This window comes from Microbacterium sp. 22179 (assembly GCF_052045715.1).
Lineage (GTDB): Bacteria > Actinomycetota > Actinomycetes > Actinomycetales > Microbacteriaceae > Microbacterium > Microbacterium galbinum.
In genome coordinates, this window is the sequence record NZ_JBQEPJ010000001.1 from 667,903 (window position 1) to 687,171 (window position 19,269).

The following is a 19,269-nucleotide window of genomic DNA, read 5'->3' on the forward strand; positions in this document are numbered from 1 at the left end:
ATGACAGACTACGCCAGCGCGCGACCCTCGCCACTCCGTCGAGGTGAAAGGATAGGAGGGTGAGCGCGATCGAACCCGTAGTCGTCCCCTTTGCCTCTGCTGCCGCGGCCGCAGGTGCAGCCATCGTCACGACCCCCGTCGCCTACGACGGGATCCTCCTCGCCGGCTTCGGCGGACCGGAGGGGCAGGAGGACGTGATCCCCTTCCTGCGCAATGTGACGCGAGGACGTGGCATCCCCGACGAGCGGCTCGAAGAGGTCGCGCATCACTACCGTCACTTCGGCGGCGTGAGTCCGATCAACGGCCAGAACCGCGCGCTCAAGGCGGCGCTCGAAGCCGAACTCGCCGCGCGGGGCATCGATCTGCCCGTGTACTGGGGCAACCGCAACTGGACGCCGTATCTCGCGGACGCGGTGACGACGGCATCCGACAACGGTCACTCCACGCTGCTCGCCTTCGCGACGAGCGCGTACAGCTCGTTCTCGAGCTGCCGGCAGTACCGCGAGGACTTCGCGGGTGTTCTGCAGGAGACCGGCCTCGGTGACAGCGTCACGATCGACAAGATCCGCCCGTTCTACGACCACCCCGGATTCGTCGACGCCTTCGAGACCGGCGTCCGCGAAGCGATCGAGGGCTTCCTCGCCGACGGGATCGCGGCATCCGACATCCAGATCCTGTTCTCCACGCACAGCATCCCGACGGAGGACGCGCAGCGCTCCGGTGCTCGCGACATCGACTGGGGTGAGGGAGGCGCGTACGCGGCGCAGCACGAGGCCGTCGCGGCCTGGGTGATGGACCGCGTGCTGCAGACGCTGCCGACCGGTGCCGGTGTGTCGTGGGAGCTCGTCTACCAGTCGCGCTCGGGCCCCCCGTCGCAGCCATGGCTCGACCCCGACGTGTGCGACGTCATCGCCGAGCTGCCCGGGCGCGGACGCCGGGCCGTCGCCGTCGTTCCGCTGGGCTTCATGAGCGACCACATGGAGGTGCTCTGGGACCTCGACACCGAGGCCAAGGAAGCAGCGGAGGAAGCGGGACTCGCCTTCACCCGCACGCCCACGCCGGGCGTGTCGCCCACGTTCGTCGCCGGGATCGTCGACCTGATCCAGGAGCGTCTCGAGGGGCGTCCGCGGAGTGAGCGCCAGCACCTGACCGACCTTCCGGGAGGTTTCGACGTCTGCCGTCCCGGCTGCTGCGAGAACGTGCGCGCCGGCTTCAAGCCGGCGGCCGCGGGCGTCGCCCCGTAGTCCGACCCGATGTCGTCGGCGTCAATAGAATGAAGGCCATGCGCATCCACATCGCCACCGATCACGCCGGTCTCGAGTTCTCGACCCAGTTGCAGGAGCATCTGCGCGCGGCGGGCCACGATGTCACCGATCATGGACCGATCGCGTACGACGCGCTCGACGACTACCCGGCGTTCTGCATCCGTGCCGCACAGGCCGTCGTCGCCGACCAGGCCGCGGGGATCGAAGCCGCCGGCATCGTCTTCGGCGGGTCGGGCAACGGCGAGCAGATCGCGGCGAACAAGGTGCAGGGCATCCGCGCCGCGCTCGTCTGGAACCTGTCGACCGCCGAGCTCGCCCGCGAGCACAACGACGCGAACGTGATCTCGATCGGCGCCCGTCAGCACACGTACGACGAAGTCACGTCGTTCATCGATCTCTTCCTCGCCACGCCGTTCTCGGGCGAGGAGCGCCACGTTCGCCGGATCGGTCAGATCGCCGACTTCGAGCGCGACGGCTCACTGCTGCCGGACCCGCGGGCCTGACATGCCCGAGGGTCATTCCGTCCATCGGATCGCGCGCCAGTTCGACCGCAACTTCATCGGGAAGACGCTCTCCGCCTCCAGCCCGCAGGGCCGGTTCGCCGAAGGGGCCGCGGTTCTCGACGGCCGATCCGCCGTGAGCGTGCAGGCCGTCGGTAAGCAGATGTTCCTCGAGACCGAGGGCGACGTGTGGCTGCGCGTGCACCTCGGCCTCTACGGCGCCTGGGACTTCGCGGGGGAGATCCTCGTCGACCCGACGATCGCCTCGGCGAACGGTCGGATGGGGCAGACCAATCAGCGCGGCACGGTCATCGACGAGGAGATCCTCGATGACGCCGGAGAGAACTCGCTCGCATCGATCGGCGCGCCGCGGCGCACCCGCGTGCACGTGCGCATGTCGGAGCAGACCAAGGGCCTCGCCGATGAGGGCGTGGAGTGGCCGCCGCCAGTGGTCGGGCAGGTACGCCTGCGTCTGATGACCGACATCACCGCCGCCGATCTCCGCGGCCCCACCGCGTGCGTCCTGCAGACCCCCGACGAGATGCTCGCGACCATCGCGAAGCTCGGACCGGACCCGCTCGTCGGAGACCCGGTCGAGAACGAGGAGCGCTTCGTCCGCGCAGTGCGCAAGAAGCAGACCGTCATCGCCCTTCTGCTGATGGACCAGTCGGTCGTGAGCGGCATCGGAAACGTGTACCGCGCCGAGATGCTCTATCGGCAGCGGCTCAACCCGCACACCCCGGGACGCGACGTTCCCGAGGACGTCGTTCGTGCGCTCTGGCGCGATTGGGTACGGTTGCTGGCGATCGGCGTCGAGACCGGCCAGATGATGACGATGGACGACCTGTCGCCCGAGCGGTACCGAGCGGCCATGGCGAGCCGTGACGACAGGCACTGGGTCTACCACCGCGCGGGTCTGCCGTGTCGCGTGTGCGGTACCGAGATCGCCCTCGAGGAGATCGGCGCGCGCAAGCTCTACTGGTGCCCGCGCTGCCAGGCGTGAAAGCCCGGGATCGAGTCGAGTCCTAGGCTGGGAGGATGCGTCAGAATCCCAGCTTCACTCTCGCCGATCAGGCGGAGATCCGTCGCGTGATCGCGGCGAATCCCTGGGCCACGATCACGAGCAGCACCGCCGATGGACTCGTCGCCTCGCACTACGCCGTACTGCTGGACGATGCGAGCGATGACCTGACGGTGGTGGGTCACGTCGGCCGGCCCGATGACCTCATCCACGGACTCGGCGACGGTGAGATCCTCATCGTCGTCCAGGGCCCGCACGGTTACATCTCGCCGGGTTGGTACGGCGATGTCGCCGCGGTGCCGACGTGGAACTACACGGCGGTGCACCTGTCGGGCGTGCCCGAGATCCTGACCGCCGACGAGAACCTCGCGGTGCTGGACCGTCTCGTCGACCGTTTCGAAAGTGAGCTTCCCGATCCGCGACGGATGTGGGAGCGGCCGAACGATGCGGCCTTCATCGAGCGTCTTGCGGCCGGCACCGTCGGCTTCCGGTTGACCCCGACGCGCGTGGTCGCGAAGCGCAAGCTCAGCCAGAACAAGCCCGCGGAGACGATCGAAACGGTCATCGGCGAACTGAACGGCGAGGGGCCGTACGCCAACCCGGCGTTGGCATCGGAGATGCGTCGGGCGCAGGACGCACGGAAGGAGAGGCGGGCATGAGCGTCGTCGGTGACGAGGTCGGGATGATCCGCGGGGTTCGCATCGCCGGACCCGGTCGTGAGTACCTGATCGACGAGGAGCCGGTGGACATCGTGATCGCGGACGGACGGATCGCCGACATCGCGCCCGCGGGCGCCCTGCGCCCGACCGGTGCGGTGCTCGATGCCGACGGGGCGTGGGCGGTGCCGGGGCTCTGGGACAACCACGTGCACACGGTGCAGTGGGCGTTGGCGGCCGAGCGCGAATCGCTGGGTGACGCTCTCTCGGCCGCCGAGGCGGCGTCCCGGATGGGGGCGGTCGCGCCTCTGTCGGACGGGCGACGCGTGGGAACGGGGTATCGCGACGCGCTCTGGGACGACCGCCCGACGCTCGCCGTGTTGGACGCGGCGACCGGTGAGGTGCCGACGTACCTCATCAACGCCGACGTGCACAGCGTGTGGCTGAACTCCGCGGCGCTGCGGCGCGAGGGCATGTCGACCACCGACGGGGTGCTGCGCGAGGAGGGGGCATTCGAGATCTCGCGCCGTCTGAACGCGGTCGACCCCGAGCATGCGGACCGCGCAGTGCAGCGAGCGGGGGAGGAGGCCGCGGCTCGCGGCGTGACCGGGATCGTCGACTTCGACATGGCCTGGAACGCGGATGCCTGGCCGCGCCGTGTCGCGAGCGGGTTCGCCGCGCACCGGGTGGAGTTCGCCGTGTACCCGTTCGACCTGGCTCGGGCGGTGGCGGAGGGTCTTCGTACCGGTGAGCTCATCGACGATGCGGACCTTCCGCAGGCGGCACGAGGCCTCATCCGGGTGGGACCGTTGAAGATCATCAGCGACGGCTCGCTCGGCACGCGGACCGCGGCGTGCACGCACGCGTACCCGGGCGATCCCTACAACTTCGGGGTGATGACGGTTCCCCGCGAGGAGCTGATCGGTCTGCTGACCACCGCGACCGGCGCGGGCCTCGCCGTCGCCGTGCACGCGATCGGCGATCGCGCGGCCTCCACCGCGCTGGACGCCTTCGCCATGACCGGGGCCGTGGGCGCCATCGAGCACGCGCAGCTCGTCCGGCACGCCGATCTCGCGCGATTCGCCCGGCTCGGCGTCACCGCGAGCGTGCAGCCGCAGCACGCGATCGACGACCGCGACCTCGCGGAGCGTCTGTGGGTGACGCAGGATTCCCTGGGGTACCCGCTCGCATCGCTGTTCGCCGCGGGGGCCGACGTGAGGTTCGGTTCCGATGCGCCGGTGGCTGCCCTCGACCCCTGGCAGGCGATGGCCGCCGCCGTCACACGCACCGAGAACGCGCGCGACGCCTGGCATCCCGAGGAAGCGGTGACCTTCGATCAGGCACTGCAGGCGAGCATCCGATCGACGAGCGTTCCCGGAGCTCCCGCAGACCTGGCGTTGTGCGCCGCGGATCCGCGGCGAGCGGCGGGGACGCACCTGCGCGACATGCCGGTGGTCGCGACACTGCTCGCCGGTCGCGTCACCCACCGGGCCTGAACAGCACGAAGGGCCCCGGGATCGAATCCCGGGGCCCTTCTGTCGTTCTCGTGCGACGAGATTACGCGGCGATGTGCGAGACGAGGAACCAACGGTCCTTCTCGAGGCCGCGCATGATCTCGATCGCGACGTCCTGGCTCGTGAGGTCGACCTCGTCGAGGCCGTCGATCGCGGCCTTGGTGTCGACCAGGATCGCGTCGATGTCGGCGATCACGGCGCGGACGAGTTCGTCCGACTGCGTGAAGCCGGCGGGGACGCCGGTCTCGCCGGCCTTCGTGGCGACCGCGCTCACGCGGGCGTCGATCGGGAGACCGAGGGCGACGATGCGCTCCGCCGCGGTGTCGGCGAAGTCGCCGGCGTGGGCGACGATCGTGTCGAGGAGTTCGTGGACGCCGACGAAGTTGGCGCCGCGCACGTGCCAGTGCGCCTGCTTGCCGTTGATCGTGAGCGCCTGCAGGCCCAGGACGACGGGCGAGAGGAACTGTGCGGCGGCAGCAGCCACGGTGGGGTCGCTGGCGGTGGTGGAAACGGTCTGTACCTTGCTCATCTTGTGCTCCTCCGAGGTGCCTTTTCGTACCTGATGAAGACAACGCTACTCAGGTCGAAACATTCCGCAAGCAAGCTGAGGCTCCGCTAACCGCCTCGAAAATCCGCGGAATCACGCGGAAGTGAGGATAGTCTCGCCTCATGAGCATCGCATCCGGAGCATCCGTCCTCGCCCTCCCCGATCGGGAGCCGTCGATCGATCCCGAGGCGTTCGTCGCCGAGGGGGCTCGCATCGTCGGCGACGTCACTCTCGCAGCGTCGTCGAGCGTCTGGTACAACGCGGTCCTCCGGGCCGATTCGGCCTCGATCGTGATCGGAGCGGGCAGCAACGTGCAGGACAACGTCTCGGTGCACGTGGACGCCGGACACCCGGTGCTGATCGGGCGCCATGTGTCGATCGGGCACAACGCCGTCGTGCACGGATGCTCGATCGGCGACGGTTCGTTGATCGGCATGGGGGCGGTGATCCTCAGCGGCGCGGTGATCGGGAGCGGATGCCTGATCGCGGGCGGTGCCGTCGTGCTGGGAGGCACCGAGGTGCCGGACGGATCTCTCGTCGCGGGCGTTCCTGCGAAGGTGCGTCGCGCCCTGAGTGAGGAGGAGCGTGCCGGACTGCTCGCGAACGCCGACATCTATCTCGCGCACCAGCAGGTGCACGCGCGCGCGACGAAGGTATGACTCGGGGCACCGCTAGGCTGGACGTACACGGGGCGGTGGCCAAGCTGGTCAAGGCAGCGGGCTCATAACCCGACGATCGTGGGTTCAAGTCCCACCCGCCCTACCATGCCGTGACAGTGGATTAGGCTTGCCTCAGTAAAGATGAGAATCACGGCTTCCGACGACAGCAGAACACCGGGCGAATCCTTCGCCGCTCCGCAGAGGGGCGCGCACGACAGCGACCCGGTGATCGGTGTAGGCACCGCGTCGGGCAAGGCGATCCTCTTCGGGGAGCACGCCGTCGTCTACGGGCACCCCGCGATCGCCCTTCCGCTGCGCGATCTTCGCGTTCGTGCCGAGGCGGAGCCGCTGCCCGAGCGCCGTCTTCTGCACAGCGCGCTCTACACCGGTGACCTCGGTCGGGTTCCCGATCGCCTGGCCTCCACCGCTCGCGCGGTCGAGGCGACGATGAGCGCGGTCGGCGCCGATGGCTCCGGGGTGCGGGTGCACGTCGAGAGCGATCTGCCCGCGGAGCGCGGTGTGGGATCGAGCGCCGCAGTGTCGGCGGCGATCGTGCAGGCCGTCGCCGCCGCTTTCGGCCACGAACTCGATCCCTCCGAACGTCATCATCTGATCCAGATCGCGGAACGCGCTGCGCACACGTCGCCCAGCGGGCTCGACGCGCGCACGGTCGTCTCCGATCGGCCGGTGTGGTTCCAGGACGGCAGCGCGCACGATCTCGAGGTCGCAGGTCCCCTGTCGTTCGTGATCGCCGACTCCGGAGTGCGGGGACGCACGCGCGAGGCCGTCGCCGCCGTCCGCGCGCTGCGCGACGCCGATCCGATCGCCGTGGAGCGGCGGCTCGATCGGCTCGGAGCGCTCGCCCGCGAGGGTCGGGCGGCGCTGGCATCCCCGAGGCCGGAGGAGATCGGCGTCCGAATGGACGAGGCGCATGCGCTGCTCGGGGAGCTGGGAGTCGGAGATCCTGCGCTCGACCGGCTCGCCGGCATCGCCCGCACGGGCGGCGCGCTCGGAGCCAAGCTCACCGGAGGCGGTCGGGGAGGATGCGTGCTCGTGTTGGCGCGTGATCCCGATCATGCGACGGAGCTCGCGCACGACCTTCGCGGACGAGGCGCCGCCGCCACCTGGACCACCGAACTGAGAGGAACGCGATGACCGCCGTCACGGCCCGCGCCCACCCGAACATCGCCCTCGTCAAGTACTGGGGAAAAGCGGACACGGCGTTGAACCTGCCCGCGACGGGCAGCCTCTCGATGACGCTGGACGTGTTCCCCACGACCACGACCGTGACGCTCGCGCCGGATGCCGCGCACGACGAGGTCGTGCTCAACGGAGCGGTCCGTGAGGGAGTGGTCCGTGATCGTGTCGTGCGCTTCCTCGACATCGTGCGGGAGATGGCCGGGTCCCGGACCGCAGCCGTGGTCGATTCCGTGAACACGGTGCCCTCCGCCGCCGGTCTCGCCTCCTCCGCGTCGGGGTTCGCCGCCCTCGCCGCGGCGGCGTCGCGTGCGTACGGCCTCGACCTCGATCGCACGGCGCTCAGTCGACTCGCCCGTCGCGGGTCCGGATCCGCGGCTCGATCGGTGATCCCGGGGTTCGCGGTGTGGCACGCAGGCAGCGACGAGGAGTCGTTCGCGGGGCCGCTCGAGGCCCCCGATCTCGCGATGGTGATCGCGATCGTGAACTCCGAGGAGAAAGCCGTCTCGAGCCGCGACGCGATGAAGCGGACGGCCCTCACGTCGCCGTTCTACCCCGCGTGGGTCTCGTCGACGACGGAGACGCTGTCGGCCGCGGTGCAGGCCAGCCGTGACGGCGACGTCGAGCGCCTCGGGCGGATCACCGAGACGAACGCGCTCCGCATGCACGCGGTCATCCAGTCGTGCGATCCGCCCGTGCGGTACCTGTCGCCGGTGAGCGTCGCCCTCTTCGACCTCGCGGAGTCGCTCCGAGCCGACGGTCTGCCGGTCTACGCGACCGCCGATGCGGGGCCCAACGTCGTGTTCCTGTGCCGGCCGCAGGACGCGGATGCCGTCGCCGCGGCGGTCCGTCCGCTCGCGGAGACCATGATCGCGCGTCCGGGGCCCGGAGTGGAGGTGCTCGCATGAGCCCGGTCATCACGGTCCGCGCACCGGGCAAGCTGTTCATCGCGGGGGAGTACGCGGTCGTCTCGCCGGGCGAGCCCTCCGTGCTCGTCGCCGTCGACCGGTACGTGTCGGTCTCGGTGTCGGAGAGCGTCGGAGCCGGGAGCATCCACTCGCCCGAGTACGGGCGTTCGCCGCTGCTGTGGACCCGCAGTGCCGACGGACTGCGCATCGATCCGGAGCACCACCCCTACGACTACGTGCTGGCGGCGATCACGATCGTCGAGAGGCTCCGCGCCGACCTACGGGTCGCCCCGCGCTTCTTCGATCTGCGGATCGAGAGCGGTCTCGACGACGTCAGCGGGCGCAAGTTCGGCCTGGGCTCCTCGGCGGCGGTCACGGTGGCGACCGTGCGCGCACTCGACGAGTTCTACGGGCTGGGCCTGGATCGCCTGGCGGCGTTCAAGCTGTCGATGCTCGCGACGATCCGGGTCAACCCCAGCGCATCGGGGGGCGATCTGGCAGCGAGCGCCTTCGGCGGATGGATCGGCTATCGCGCGCCCGACCGGGATCTCCTCGGAGAGAGATCCGAGAACGGACCGATCGCTCCGCTGCTCGCGGACGAGAACCTCTGGGCGGGCCTCCAGATCGTGCGTCTGCATCCGCCGGAGGAGCTGCGGTTCGTCGTGGGCTGGACCGGTGAACCCGCGTCGACGGCGCGACTCGTCGACGAGCTCGGCCGCCGAACGCTGGCGGGAGCGGTCGATCACCCCGCATTCCTGCTCGACTCGCGCGCGTGCGTGTCTGCCCTGTGGGAGTCGCTCTCGCGCGGCGACGACGCGGCGACCCTCGACGGCATCCGGGAAGCCCGACGACTGCTGCAGCGCCTCGGCGCCCAGGCCGGTCTGCCGATCGAGACCGCGCAGCTCGCGGTGCTGTGCGATATCGCCGAGGCGGCGGGGGCGGCCGCGAAGCCCTCCGGCGCGGGCGGCGGCGACTGCGGCATCGTGCTCGCTCCCGTGCACACCGATCTCGCCGACATCTTCCGCGAGTGGGAGCACCACGACGTGCGTCACCTCACGATCGGCGTGCACCCGCCCGAGGGGGTGCTCGATGTCCTCTGAGCGCAAGGACGATCACGTGCGGCTCGCCGCAGCCCAGCAGGACGAAGCGCGCATCGCATCGAACGGCTTCGACGACGTCGCGTTCGTGCATCACGCCCTCGCGGGGATCGACGCCGAGCGCGTCAGCCTCGCGGGTGATCTGCTGGGAGCACGCTGGAGCGTGCCTCTCTACGTCAACGCGATGACCGGCGGAAGCGAGAGCACCGGACGCATCAACCGCGACCTCGCGATCGCCGCGCGGGAGGCGGGAGTGCCGCTGGCTTCGGGATCGATGAGCGTCGCGCTGGAGAATCCCTCTCTCGCTTCCACGTTCCGTGTGCTCCGCGAAGAGCATCCCGACGGGTTCCTCTTCGCCAATCTGGGTGTCGAACGCACGCCGGACGACGCGCGCCGAGCCATCGATCTGATCGAGGCGAACGCGTTGCAGGTGCACGTCAACAGCGTGCAGGAGACGGTCATGCCCGAGGGACGCCGCGCGTTCTCGTCGTGGCAGCGGTCGCTCGAGTCGCTGGTGGCGGCCGTCGACGTGCCGGTGGTCGTGAAGGAGGTCGGTTTCGGTCTGAGCGCCCGCACGCTCGCCCTCCTCGCCGATCTCGGCGTCGCCGCCGCAGACGTGTCCGGCCGCGGAGGAACGGACTTCGTCCGTGTCGAGAACGCCCGCCGCGGGGGAGAGGGCTACGCCTACCTGGCGGGATGGGGGCAGTCGGCCGTCGAGTGCCTGATCGACGCCCCGGCATCCGCCCCGGTCCTCCTCGCCTCCGGCGGCGTGCGCACACCGCTCGATGCCGTGCGCGCCCTGGCGCTCGGCGCACGGGCGGTGGGCGTCTCCGGCCCGTTCCTCAAGACGGTGCTCGACGGCGGTCCCGAGGCGCTGGCCTCACGCCTCGTGGAATGGACCACGCATCTCACAGCGCTCTCGGCGCTCCTCGGCGCCGCGGCGACCTCCGACCTGGTGCGCACCGATCTCGTCGTCACCGGCGACACCGCAGACTTCTGCCGCGCGCGGGGCATCGACCTCGCGGCCCTCTCGCGGCGCTCCGACGCACGATGACCGAAAGGCTCCCCATGTCCGACGCCGTGTTCACCCCCATCCCCACGCGCTGGGTCGGTCCGCTGCTGCTCAGCGGCGAGGTCGAGGGCGAGCAGTCCGTGCCGCTCGCGACCTACGAGTCGCCGCTGTGGCCGTCGGTCGGGCGGGGCGCCCGGGTATCGCGGCTCGTCGCCGGCGGCATCCGCACCACCGTGGTGGGCGAGCGGATGACGCGATCCTCGCTGTTCGTCGCGCCATCGGCGGCCGATGCGGTCGCTGCAGCCCGCAGCATCGAGGCGCGCCGAGACGAGCTCGGAGCGGTCGTCTCGGAGCGCAGCCGTCATGCGCGCCTCATCGACCTCGACACCGAGATCGTCGGACACCTGCTGTTCGTGCGGTTCGCGCTGACGACCGGAGACGCGTCCGGCCACAACATGGTGACTCTGGCAGCCGAGGGGCTCATGGAACGGGTTCTCGCCTGGCACCCCGAGTTGGAGTACGGCTCGATCTCGGGCAACTACTGCTCCGACAAGAAGGCCACCGCGGTGAACGGCATCCTCGGTCGGGGGCGCAGCGTGATCGCCGAGATCCTCATCCCCGCCGACATCGTCGAGCAGCAGCTGCGTTCGACGGCCCGTCGCATCGTCGAACTGAACGTGCGCAAGAATCTCGTGGGTTCCACGATCGCCGGGGCGCTGCGTTCCGCGAACGCGCACTACGCGAACATGCTCCTCGCGTTCTACCTCGCCACGGGGCAGGACGCGGCGAACATCGTCGAGGGCTCGCAGGGCATCACCTACGCGGAGGAGCGCGGAGACGGCGACCTGCTCTTCTCCTGCACGCTGCCGAACCTCATCGTCGGCACCGTCGGCAACGGCAAGGACCTCCCGGCCGTGGAGGACGCGCTCGAGCGCCTCGGCTGCCGCGAGGAGCGCGCGCCGGGAGGCAACGCCCGCCGCCTCGCCTCGCTCATCGCCGCGACGGTGCTGTGCGGCGAGCTGTCGTTGCTCGCGGCCCAGACCAACCAGGGAGAACTCATGGCCTCGCATCTGTTGCTCGAGCGCCGTCAGGGAGGTGCGAAGTGACCGTCGTCGGCATCCACGACCTGTCCATCGCCACCGCGAGCCGCGTTCTCGATCTCGCCCTCCTCGCGGAGCGCGCCGGCATCGATCCCGACAAGTATCGGATCGGCCTCGGTCAGGATCAGATGAGCGTCCCCGCCCCCGATGAGGACATCGTCACGATGGCGGCCGCGGCCGCGCTGCCCATCGTCGAGCGCCACGGAGCCTCCGGCATCCGCACCGTGCTCTTCGCAACCGAGTCGGGCGTCGATCAGTCGAAGTCGGCGGCGGTGTTCGTGCACGAGCTCCTCGGGCTGGATCCCGCGACCCGCGTCGTCGAGCTCAAGCAGGCCTGCTACTCCGCCACGGCCGCTCTGCAGTTCGCCCTCGGGATCGTCGCCCGCCAACCGGACGAGTCGGTGCTCGTGATCGCGGCGGACGTCGCCCGATACGCGGTCGACACCGCCGCGGAGCCCACGCAGGGCGCCGGTGCCGTGGCGATGCTCGTCACGCAGAATCCCGCGATCGCCGAGGTCGAGCCGGCCACCGGCATCCACACCGCCGATGTCGACGACTTCTGGCGACCGAACGACAGTGACACGGCCGTCGTGAACGGCAAGCTCTCGATCGACGCCTATCTCGACGCCTTCGTCGGGGCATGGGACGACTATCGGGCGCGCGGGGGTGCGGCGATCGGGTCGATCGACTACTTCTGCCACCACCAGCCGTTCACGCGGATGGCGGTGAAGGCGCACCAGCGCCTGGCGGTGCACACCGGCGTCGCGCTGACTCCCGCTCAGATGGAGCCGACCACCCGATACAACCGTCGCCTGGGTAATTCGTACACCGCGTCGCTCTACTTCGCTCTCGCCGCCCTGCTCGACGGCGAGGAGGACCTGACCGATCGGCGTGTCGGGATGTACAGCTACGGCTCGGGCAGCATCGGCGAGTTCTTCTCGCTGCGAATTCGTCCCGGCTACCGCACGGCACTCCGTACCGAGGCGACGAAGCGCATCCTCGATTCCCGGGAGCCGCTCGACGTCGATGCGTATCGGGCGCTGCACGCCGCGCACTCGGCGTCGAGCGAGGTCGACCGTGAGATCGCGCCGACATCGCCGGCGCCGTTCCACTTCATCGGGGTTCAGGGGCGCGCGCGCCGGTACGCCCGCACTGACGCATGAGGTAGCGTTCGGAGCATGACGGCCGGCGACGAGCTGACGACGATCGCGACCGAGCTGTACGTGCGTCCACTCGGCGAGTTCGTGAGCGCCCGTCGTGCGAGCGCGAAACAGGCCTCCGACCGCGGGCTCGCGGCGGAGATCGCGACGCTGCGCAAGCCGTCGATCGCCGCCTGGGTGGTGAACGTCTTCGCGCAGGAACGCGCTGCGGAACTGGGTGAGGCGCTGCGACTCGCTCGCGAGCTCCGTGAAGCTCAGGACGATCTCGATGCGCCGGCACTGGCTCGGCTCGGTCGCGAGCGCCGGGCGCTGACACGCAGGCTCGCCGAGCAGGCCCGCGACCTCGCGATCGCCCGCGGCGAGAAGGTCACTCCGGGCACGTTGGATGCCGTGCAGCAGACGATCGGCGCGGCGTTCTTCGACGAGGCGGCATCGATCGCCGTCGCTTCCGGACGCCTCATCCGGGAGATCGAGCCCTCCGAGAGCGTGGTCCTGGGGGAGATCGTGGCCGGGGGACCGGTTCACGGGGAAGAGGCCGTTCCCGAGCACCGTGTGGACGAGCTGGCGGAGCGGCGTCGCAGGCGTCAGGCCGAGCGTGCCGTGCGCGATGCCGAGGATGCCGTCACGTCCGCCGAACGCGCGCTGGCCGCGGCGGAGAGCGCGGGCCGGGACGCCGATCGTCGCATCGACGAGGTGAGCGCCCACGTCGTCGCTCTCGAGAGGGAGCTGGCGCGTACCCGCGTCGAGTTGGACGGTGCGCGGCAGGACGCCGACGCAGCGAGATCGCGCGTGGCCACGGCGACGGAGGCCGTCCAGGTCGCCTCCGATGCCCTCGATCGGGCGCGCGAGGACCTGGACTCCGTATGAACAGATGACTGTATGCGAAGGAATCGAGTCTGATATCAGTATTCCGGTGGCGCTGAACCGTTCCATTCCCCTAGATTGAGGTCGCTGCCCCTCGGCAGACGCCGCCCGAACGGCGCCTCCCAACGAAGGAATCCTCTGTGACTCGCTCGCGCCTCGCCGTGGCCTCGCTCAGCGCCGCCGCGCTCGGCATCGCCGCCGTCCTCGTGCCCACCGCCTCCATCGCGGAGCCCATCACCGAGACGCCCGCGGCGTCCGCGCAGGTCATCTGGGCCGACGCTCCGGAGGATTTCACGCCGTTCGCTCCGACGGAGCTCGACGGGGAGTTTGCGATCGCCGACGAGTGGCAGTGGACAGCATTCGCCGGAACCGAGGGGTCGACGCTCTCGGACTTCGGCACCTTCGACGCGAACGGATTCACCAGCAACGGTTCGTCGCCCATCGGTCTCGTGCACGGCCTTCCCGCCTCTGTCTCCGGCGATGAGTTCATCGCCTTCATGGAGAATTCCTCGACGAACTCCGGCGCGGAGGTCGAAACCGGAGTCTTCATCGCCGGCGACGGTATCGAGTCCCCGCAGGTGACGACCATCGCCACCGTCGACGGCTTCCGCGGCGTGTCCACGCAGTGGGGAGCGGGCGAGGTGGGGATGTCCACCGAGCAGTTCGGGAGTGAGCTCGCCGAAAGCGGGTACGCGGTGATCGCCTATTACGCGATCCTCCCGGGCGACGCTCCGGTCATCACTTCTCCGCCGGCAGATCCCTCCAACCCTCCGGTGCTTCGCCAGGCCGCCCCGAGCGTGCTTGACGCCGCGCCGACTTTCGAGGAGCGGCTCGCGGCGCAGGGTGGCGGAGTCGCACTGAGGGCCGCCGCCGTGCCCGCCGCGGGCATCGCCAGCTTCCGCATCGGCGACCTCACCACGTACTTCACGCCGCAGCCCACCGCCGCTCTCGCTCTCAGCAGCACGTCGATCACCGTCGCGCAGGCGACCACCACCGGCTTCACGGTGAGCGGCAGCGGCTTCGCCCCGGGTGAGATCGTCAGCTCGGGCATCGGTACCGGCGCCATGGGCGACAGCCTGCCCGACACCTTCATCGCGGATGCCGACGGCAACGTGAGCGGCACGATCGTGCTCCCCGCGGCCTGGGCCGCCGCCGGCGACTACTTCATCGTCCTCGTCGGTGAGTCCTCCGGTCAGGTGGCGTCGAGCGCTCTCGCGATCACCGGTGCGGCCCCGGTCGCCGTGCCGGTGCCGGGCGAGGCCACGTACACCGGCTGACACTCGGTGCCCGACACCATCAACGTCCCGCGGCGGCGCACGATTCTCATCGTGGCCGCCGCGGTCGTCGTGTGCGCCGCGATCGTCGTCGCCTGCGTGGTGATCTTCGGTCGCGGTCCGGCAGTCGCCGAGCCCGCGCCGACCAGTTCGTCGACCCCCGTCGCGACGCCCGACCCGACGCCGACACCCACGCCGACGGCGGAGGAGCCGGTCGCCGATGTCCATGCGCCCGCGGAGTCGACCGTCGCCGCCGTGATCGGCGCCGAGATCGCGGTCAGCGCCGAGCCCGGTGGTGCAGCGACGCAATCGTTGCCGAACCCGCAGTCGTCCGGAGCGCCTCTCGTCTTCCTGGTCACCGCTCAGGAGGGGGACTGGCTGCAGGTCCAACTCGCGCAGCGGCCCAACGGAAGCCTCGGGTGGATTCACTCGGAGGCCGTTCAGCTCTCCACGACCTCGTACGCGCTGGTCGTGACGACGTCGACCAACACCCTCGATCTCTACGAAGGCGGGGAGCTGCGGCAGAGCTATCCGGTCGCGACGGGCACGGGCGGAACGCCGACCCCGAAGGGGCAGTTCGCGATCACCGAGCTGCTCGCTCCGACGAACAGCGGTTACGGCCCGTACGCCTACGGTACGACGGCGTTCTCCGACGCCCTCAACTCGTACGGCGGTGGCCCGGGTCAGATCGGCCTGCACGGCACCGACGACGAGGCGAGCATCGGCTCCGACGCCTCGCACGGTTGCGTGCGCCTGGCGAACGCCGACATCACGGCGCTCGCCCAGCTCCTGCCCCTCGGCACACCGCTGCAGGTGCGCTGAGTCCGAGGTCACCGCAGACGGAAGGCCCCGGGCGCGCATGCGCCCGGGGCCTTCCGTCTGATCACCGGGAGGAACGCCTCGTCTCGGCATCCGATCCGGACGGGGCGTCCGGGGCATCGCCGTGGGCGCCCGGCGTCGGCCGCGCACGCAGCTCGGCCTCGAGCTTCTCGGCTTCCTCGCCCGTGATGGCCTCTCCCCGCGCGACGAGTCCTGCCTGATCCGACAGGGGGATCTGCTTGAGGAACAGCGAGAGCACGAGCGCGAGCACGATGAACGGCACGAGGTACCAGAACACCGGAGCGAGGGCGTCGGCGTACGCGGTGACGATTCCGTCGCGCACCTCGTCGGGCAGTGAGTTGAGGGTGGCCGGGTCGATCGTCGCGGCGGATTGGGCGGCGTCGGAAGACGACGCTCCGGCATCCGTGAAGACACCGAGCAGGTTCTCGGTGAGACGGGTGGTGAAGATCGTGCCGAACACCGCCGTCCCGAGAGAAGCCCCCACCTCGCGGAAGTAGTTGTTCGTGCTCGTCGCGGTACCGATCTCACCGGCCGGAACGGCGTTCTGCACGACCAGCACGACGACCTGCATGATGAGGCCGAGTCCGGCGCCGAAGACGAACAGGAACACGCAGATGAGCCAGATGGGCGTCTCGGCCGACAGTGTGGTCATGGCGACCATGGCCATGCCGGTGAGGATCGTTCCCACGATCGGATAGGCCTTGTACCGACCGGTCTTCGAGATCGCGATGCCCGAGAAGATCGAGGTTCCGATCAGTCCCACCATCATCGGGATCATCAGCAGTCCGGATGCCGCGGCGGAGGTGCCGGAGGACATCTGCAGGAAGGTCGGCACGAAGCCGATCGCGGCGAACATCCCGATGCCGAGAACCAGCCCGATCGCGGTGGCGTTCACGAAGATCGGATTGCGGAACAGGCTCAGCGGGATGATCGGGTCCTGCACGCGGGACTCGGTGATCACGAACGCGGTCGCCGCGACGATCAGTCCCGCGCCCCAGGCCCACGTGGCGATCGAGGACCAGCCGAAGTCCTTGTCGCCACCGAAGTCGGTGAAGAAGATGAGGCAAGTCGTGGCGATCGAGAGGAAGATGACCCCGAACACGTCGATCGGCTTCTCGGCCTTCTTGCTGGGGAGCTTGAGGGCGACGAGGGCGATGATGAACGCGGCGATGCCGACGGGGATGTTGATGTAGAACGCCCACTGCCAGGTCATGTGGTCGACGAAGAAGCCGCCGAGCAGCGGCCCGGCCACAGCGGAGAGGCCGAAGACCGCACCCAGGGGGCCCATGTACTTGCCGCGCTCGTTCGCCGGCACGATGTCGGCGATGATCGCCTGCGAGAGGATCATCAATCCGCCGCCGCCGAGGCCCTGCAGCGCGCGGAAGACGACGAACATCCAGAAGTCCGTCGCGAACGCGCAGCCGACCGAGGCGAGGGTGAAGAGCGCGATCGCCACGAGGAACAGGCTCCGTCTGCCGAGCACGTCGCCGAACTTGCCGTAGATCGGCATGACGATGGTGGTCGCGAGGAGGTAGGCCGTGGTGATCCACACCTGGTGGTCGACGCCGCCGAGCTCGCCGACGATCGTCGGCATCGCGGTCGAGACGATGGTCTGATCGAGGCTGGAGAGCAGCATCCCGGCGATCAGGGCGCTGAAGATGATCCAGATGCGGCGCTTGGTGAGCAGGAAGGGCGCATCTGCCGTGGCGGTGGTGGACATTCAGTGGTCTTTCTGTGCGGAGGCGAAGAGGTCGCGAGCGATGTCGAGGCGTTCGGCGACGAGTCGGCCGAACGGGATGGAGGACTGGTGATCCAGGATCTGAGCGACGGCCAGGCGGATGCAGGCGCCGACGGTGTGGACGACGACCTCGGCGCGCATCGTCTGATCGGCGCCTTCGCGGCGCACGATGAGGGCGACGTCGCGGCGCTCGTTCTCGGCCAATCGCTCGAACGCGCCCTTCAGCAGTCGCGGTTCGTGCTCGATCACCTGGAGGAGGGCGGGGGCGTCGGACAGCGGGTCGAGCATCTCCCAGCGACGGACCACGACGTCGACGAAGTCGTCGAGCAGGTCACCGCTCTTCGCCACGAACTCGTCGTCGAGCTCGACGAGGCGCGGATCGATCTCGGTGTATCCGAAGACCGCGTTGTCCTTGCTCTCGAAGTAGTTGAAGAACGTTCGGCGGGAGACCCCCGCCTCGGCGCAGACCTCTTCGACGGTGAACCCGGCGAAGCCGCGCTCGATCGTCAGGCGTCGAGCCGTGTCGGTGAGTGCGCGGATGGTCTCGCGCTTGCGAACATCGCGCAGCGAAGGTGCATTGTTCTCCATAGAGTGCAAGTTTGCACTTCAAACCTTGGAGTGCACTGAATGGAGGGGGGCGGGTCAGCCGCGCGAGGCCTCCAGGGGCGCATCGGAACTGATCTGCTCATCGATCAGAGCGATCCCGCCGGTCGAGTTCGCAGAATGCGCGAGCGCCTCGATCCACGGGCGGCTCAGTTCCGGCGGCTCCGCCTCATCGAAGACGAAGCGGAGGGGAATGGAGGGGTGCAACCAGATCGTCGATCGGCCAACGGCATCCGTCTCCGGGTGCTTCCACGACAGCGTGAAGCTCTCGTTGCGCCGGAGCTTGGTCGAGATCACGACCTTCAGGTGCGCGAGTGCGCGATCCTCGATGCCGATCGGTTCGGCGCTATCGCCGTAGTAGAGACTGCCCACAATCGGACTCTACGGTGCCCCGCGACGCGCGGCCTCCCGCGCGGAACGACGCGCCGCTGACGCGAAACGTCCGTGCGCCCGATGTCATCTGCGCGCCTGGGCCGCGGTGGCCGACGGCGCCACCCCGTACTCCGAACGGTATGACGCGGCGAAGCGCGACGGGTGGCTGAAACCCCAGCGTCGTGCCACCACCGCGATCGAACCATGGCCCCCGTCGGAGAGGTCGCGATGCGCGCCCGCCAGACGCGCGCGGCGCAGGTACTCGGCCGGAGTCGAGTCCAGCGCCCGGCGGAAGGCGTACTGCAGGCCGCGTGTCGAGATGAACGCGGCAGCGGCGACGTCGTCGATCGTGATCGGGCGGTGCGCGTTCTCGTCGATGAACACGAGTGCTCGTCGCACGGCGATCGGAGCGGCCCCGCGCTGAGCCGCGCGCGACATCGAATCGTGGATGCTGGTGGGGAAGACCGACAGCGTGACCGCCAGCGCATGGCGCTCGAGCTCGGCGCGCAGGATGCCGTCGGCGGCGGTCTCGGCGACCGCATCCTCGAGATACGCGACCGTGCGCTCCCAGTGGCGTCCGGATTCCTCGTCGCGCGGGGCGAGGCCGGACGATCGGAGTGTGAGTCTGTCGTCTCCGGTGATCTGGCGTACGCGTGCCTGCGCCGCCGCCCGGTCGATCACCAGGGCGCGCACGCGCGCGGTGTGCTCCCAGCGCGCATGCACCTGAGCGCCGTCGGTCAACCACGGCTGGCCGGCGTCGATGGACTCCCTCCCGGAGCCGACCTCGGCGTTGGGCGCGGCGACCCGGCAGACCAGGAGCTCGTTCTCCGGTTGCGCGACGGACTGCACCTCCGCCGCGAGGTCGTACCGCACGAGCGTCAGACTTCCGAGCTCGGCCGACGTCCAGTCGAACATGAAGCGATCCGGATCCACACGCTGCAA

20 protein-coding genes and 1 tRNA gene are annotated in these 19,269 nt (G+C 69.6%); 16 read left to right on the top strand and 5 right to left on the bottom strand.

Annotated elements, in window-relative coordinates; all coding sequences use genetic code 11:
- Window positions 1-59: 59 nt before the first annotated feature.
- The 5 genes from ACTJKK_RS03240 to ACTJKK_RS03260 are packed head-to-tail and all read left to right on the top strand — an operon-like array spanning window position 60 to window position 4,938.
- Window positions 60-1,244 (top strand): ferrochelatase, encoded by a 1,185-nt coding sequence (locus ACTJKK_RS03240; protein WP_440746981.1) that lies wholly within the window; start codon window positions 60-62, stop codon window positions 1,242-1,244.
- Window positions 1,245-1,282: 38 nt separating this feature from the next.
- On the top strand, window positions 1,283-1,768 hold the full coding sequence (locus ACTJKK_RS03245) for a ribose-5-phosphate isomerase (protein ID WP_247622546.1): 486 nt from the start codon (window positions 1,283-1,285) through the stop codon (window positions 1,766-1,768).
- A gap of 1 nt (window position 1,769) precedes the next feature.
- Complete coding sequence (locus ACTJKK_RS03250) at window positions 1,770-2,768, top strand: Fpg/Nei family DNA glycosylase (protein ID WP_440746982.1); 999 nt, start codon at window positions 1,770-1,772, stop codon at window positions 2,766-2,768.
- A 35-nt stretch (window positions 2,769-2,803) separates the two neighbouring features.
- Window positions 2,804-3,445 carry an FMN-binding negative transcriptional regulator gene (locus ACTJKK_RS03255; RefSeq protein WP_440746983.1) on the top strand — a complete coding sequence of 214 codons (642 nt, stop codon included), beginning with the start codon at window positions 2,804-2,806 and terminating at the stop codon, window positions 3,443-3,445.
- Window positions 3,442-4,938 (top strand): amidohydrolase, encoded by a 1,497-nt coding sequence (locus ACTJKK_RS03260; protein WP_440746984.1) that lies wholly within the window; start codon window positions 3,442-3,444, stop codon window positions 4,936-4,938. The genes ACTJKK_RS03255 and ACTJKK_RS03260 overlap by 4 nt, the downstream gene beginning before the upstream one ends.
- Before the next feature lie 61 nt (window positions 4,939-4,999).
- Here the strand turns inward: ACTJKK_RS03260 and ACTJKK_RS03265 are convergent, their stop codons facing one another.
- The gene (locus tag ACTJKK_RS03265) at window positions 5,000-5,485 is read right to left on the bottom strand and encodes a Dps family protein (protein WP_440746985.1); all 486 of its coding nucleotides are present in this window, start codon (window positions 5,483-5,485) and stop codon (window positions 5,000-5,002) included.
- A gap of 140 nt (window positions 5,486-5,625) precedes the next feature.
- On the opposite strand from ACTJKK_RS03265, the gene ACTJKK_RS03270 reads away from it, so the two are divergent.
- The 11 genes from ACTJKK_RS03270 to ACTJKK_RS03320 all read left to right on the top strand — a co-directional run bounded on the left by ACTJKK_RS03270 (window position 5,626) and on the right by ACTJKK_RS03320 (window position 15,596).
- Window positions 5,626-6,162 (top strand): gamma carbonic anhydrase family protein, encoded by a 537-nt coding sequence (locus ACTJKK_RS03270; RefSeq protein ID WP_440746986.1) that lies wholly within the window; start codon window positions 5,626-5,628, stop codon window positions 6,160-6,162.
- A gap of 29 nt (window positions 6,163-6,191) precedes the next feature.
- Window positions 6,192-6,268 (top strand) — tRNA-Ile (locus tag ACTJKK_RS03275).
- Window positions 6,269-6,303: 35 nt separating this feature from the next.
- The gene (gene mvk, locus ACTJKK_RS03280; protein ID WP_440746987.1) at window positions 6,304-7,317 is read left to right on the top strand and encodes a mevalonate kinase; all 1,014 of its coding nucleotides are present in this window, start codon (window positions 6,304-6,306) and stop codon (window positions 7,315-7,317) included.
- The gene (mvaD, locus tag ACTJKK_RS03285) at window positions 7,314-8,267 is read left to right on the top strand and encodes a diphosphomevalonate decarboxylase (RefSeq protein WP_440746988.1); all 954 of its coding nucleotides are present in this window, start codon (window positions 7,314-7,316) and stop codon (window positions 8,265-8,267) included. Before mvk ends, mvaD begins: the two co-directional genes overlap by 4 nt.
- On the top strand, window positions 8,264-9,367 hold the full coding sequence (locus ACTJKK_RS03290) for a phosphomevalonate kinase (RefSeq protein ID WP_440746989.1): 1,104 nt from the start codon (window positions 8,264-8,266) through the stop codon (window positions 9,365-9,367). Before mvaD ends, ACTJKK_RS03290 begins: the two co-directional genes overlap by 4 nt.
- The gene (gene fni / locus ACTJKK_RS03295) at window positions 9,357-10,418 is read left to right on the top strand and encodes a type 2 isopentenyl-diphosphate Delta-isomerase (RefSeq protein WP_440746990.1); all 1,062 of its coding nucleotides are present in this window, start codon (window positions 9,357-9,359) and stop codon (window positions 10,416-10,418) included. The genes ACTJKK_RS03290 and fni overlap by 11 nt, the downstream gene beginning before the upstream one ends.
- 14 nt (window positions 10,419-10,432) lie before the next feature.
- A complete protein-coding gene (locus ACTJKK_RS03300) occupies window positions 10,433-11,482 on the top strand; it encodes a hydroxymethylglutaryl-CoA reductase (protein WP_440746991.1) in 1,050 nt (349 codons plus the stop codon).
- Window positions 11,479-12,639, top strand: coding sequence for a hydroxymethylglutaryl-CoA synthase (locus ACTJKK_RS03305; protein WP_440746992.1), 1,161 nt, complete (start codon window positions 11,479-11,481; stop codon window positions 12,637-12,639). Before ACTJKK_RS03300 ends, ACTJKK_RS03305 begins: the two co-directional genes overlap by 4 nt.
- A 15-nt stretch (window positions 12,640-12,654) precedes the next feature.
- On the top strand, window positions 12,655-13,503 hold the full coding sequence (locus ACTJKK_RS03310; RefSeq protein WP_440746993.1) for a transposase: 849 nt from the start codon (window positions 12,655-12,657) through the stop codon (window positions 13,501-13,503).
- A 137-nt stretch (window positions 13,504-13,640) separates the two neighbouring features.
- The gene (locus tag ACTJKK_RS03315) at window positions 13,641-14,777 is read left to right on the top strand and encodes a hypothetical protein (protein ID WP_440746994.1); all 1,137 of its coding nucleotides are present in this window, start codon (window positions 13,641-13,643) and stop codon (window positions 14,775-14,777) included.
- A 6-nt stretch (window positions 14,778-14,783) separates the two neighbouring features.
- On the top strand, window positions 14,784-15,596 hold the full coding sequence (locus tag ACTJKK_RS03320) for a L,D-transpeptidase (protein WP_440746995.1): 813 nt from the start codon (window positions 14,784-14,786) through the stop codon (window positions 15,594-15,596).
- A 61-nt stretch (window positions 15,597-15,657) separates the two neighbouring features.
- On the opposite strand, the gene ACTJKK_RS03325 is transcribed toward ACTJKK_RS03320, so the two are convergent.
- The 4 genes from ACTJKK_RS03325 to ACTJKK_RS03340 all read right to left on the bottom strand — a co-directional run bounded on the left by ACTJKK_RS03325 (window position 15,658) and on the right by ACTJKK_RS03340 (window position 19,242).
- On the bottom strand, window positions 15,658-17,334 hold the full coding sequence (locus ACTJKK_RS03325) for an MDR family MFS transporter (protein ID WP_440746996.1): 1,677 nt from the start codon (window positions 17,332-17,334) through the stop codon (window positions 15,658-15,660).
- Entirely contained in the window at window positions 17,335-17,940 is a 606-nt protein-coding gene (locus ACTJKK_RS03330) for a TetR/AcrR family transcriptional regulator (RefSeq protein ID WP_440746997.1), read from the bottom strand.
- 54 nt (window positions 17,941-17,994) lie between these two features.
- A complete protein-coding gene (locus ACTJKK_RS03335) occupies window positions 17,995-18,327 on the bottom strand; it encodes a DUF7882 family protein (RefSeq protein WP_440746998.1) in 333 nt (110 codons plus the stop codon).
- Between the two features lie 84 nt (window positions 18,328-18,411).
- On the bottom strand, window positions 18,412-19,242 hold the full coding sequence (locus ACTJKK_RS03340) for a helix-turn-helix transcriptional regulator (RefSeq protein WP_440746999.1): 831 nt from the start codon (window positions 19,240-19,242) through the stop codon (window positions 18,412-18,414).
- Between the last annotated feature and the right edge of the window lie 27 nt (window positions 19,243-19,269).